Annotated in this window: 2 protein-coding genes; both read right to left on the bottom strand. The window is 46.6% G+C overall.

Annotated features, from left to right (window positions below; all coding sequences use genetic code 11):
• On the bottom strand, window positions 1–172 hold a 172-nt coding region (locus KDK17_RS10165), incomplete at its 3' end, for an ATP cone domain-containing protein (RefSeq protein ID WP_257288005.1).
• 967 nt (window positions 173–1,139) lie between these two features.
• Window positions 1,140–1,783 (bottom strand): hypothetical protein (locus KDK17_RS10170; RefSeq protein WP_257288004.1); only part of this gene is annotated, 644 nt, incomplete at its 5' end.

A 1,783-nucleotide genomic window follows, 5' to 3' on the forward strand; every position in this document is an offset into this window, starting at 1 on the left:
TATCAGTGGTCTGTATGCCATCGTAGAACTGAATTTGTGATTTGAGTTCAACTTCGGAAACGGAAACGTTGTTCAGTCCTTCAGCAGCCCAGGTGATGACCTTGTGGATCTTCTCCAGATCCAGCTGCTCCTTGTCTCCGTCGCGCTTGGTGACCAGGATATCTTTGTTCATTAAAAGCCCTTACCAGTAGATAAATAAAACTCAAGATATTGTATTTTTATGTTTCGGCTACTACTAAATGCCAGCTCCTGTCTTGGGTACAGGCGATGTGTCGCAGAGGGTCGAGCCGAGAAAAATCAGCAGGTCATTAACCCGCAGTAAAACTGTCTCGAAGAGGTGTGTTCAGGGACCAGACACCGTCCTGAGTGACCTGTCAGCTTTTCTTCCCTGATACTGCACTACTTGCGCCACAAATCCCTTTCGTTAGCGACTTCACAGACTGTCTTCGGGTTCGCCACACTATCGAACCAGATCATCTAACTATTTGGTTAACTATCCGACTAACCAACACAAGATATTGTGTGACGAACTCATATATACACAAGATAATGCGCTATTGGCAGAAGTTCAAGTTGGCAGTTTAGTGGAAAAATTGTGTATAACTTGTGAGTTTTTCTCAGTGTTAGTACTTGCAAACGGGCTGGCTGCTTTTACTGACACGGCTTTCAGTATTCAACAGATCTGCCGACACAGGCCAGACTCTATATATAATAAAAAGTCATAAATAAGTATAAATCAATAAGTAATAGGTAATATTCGGAAAGGCGCGCCAAAACAGTGTAACTCAAAACGTCGAGTGTTTTACAAATGCCAGGTTTACCGTGAAAATCCCAGGAATCAGGCCTGAAAGCACCCTCCCTGCTCCGTTGCAAGGTGCGACTGGCTCTGCCTAACTGCTATGCCCCAGAGATCCACGGAGGAGCAGCAGATCCTGATGGAAGGGGCGGGTCGGCATGATCTAAGTCAAAGGGGAACAGAGCTTTTTAACGTGTATTCGATGTCTCGGGACATGAGATAAGGTAGGGTAAGGACAATCACTCCCTGGTCAGTTTGGGCTCAGTGTGACAAGCACTGAAAATCTGCCGCCACACTCCGGGCTCTGCCGGTCTCCAGAGTTTAGGGTGTTTTCCTTACTCGCTCATTTTTCAATAAAACTGTTTTTGAGCATATCTGATAGCTGATAGTAAGTGAACACATGCCATCCCTGGTTTTCAGCGCCGGAAGGCACGAACAATCCTGTGGCCGGGTCCTTCAGGTAATACTCATTGAAATTCTCAAGCCTTGACACTTTGTCATGTATCTTCTGCGCCAGATGAAGGTAGCGTACATCATCGATGGTTTTGTACATACCCATAAGGGCAATGCCGCAGCGCAGTATTTTATCGGGCCAGAATGTGTAGCCATTATTTGCTCTCATTAAGTGCTCATTCGGACCGCTGTTGCCCATGGGGATGAATAACTGACCGTCATTATTGTAGAACTCCTCAAACAGATCGGCGACATCCGGATAATTTTCATGAGGTACCGCACCGGCAATGATGGCCCAGGCCAGACCGAAGGGGTCAGTGATGCTGCCATCTTTGAATTTTTGTGCGTCCGGTAGCGCTTCTCTTTGAGCAATCATATCTTTGATGATCGAGCCTGGTTGTGTGGGGTTGACAGCCTCATGCTTGCTGCGCACAAACCAGCGGGGGCTAAATTGTTGGTTGGCATCGAAGAGTAAATGGGTTCTCAGATTCTTTTGTAGCTGCTGACTTAAACCGGCAAGCATGGTTTCAACGC

It is taken from the genome of Endozoicomonas sp. SESOKO2, from assembly GCF_024606245.1.
Lineage (GTDB): Bacteria > Pseudomonadota > Gammaproteobacteria > Pseudomonadales > Endozoicomonadaceae > Endozoicomonas_A.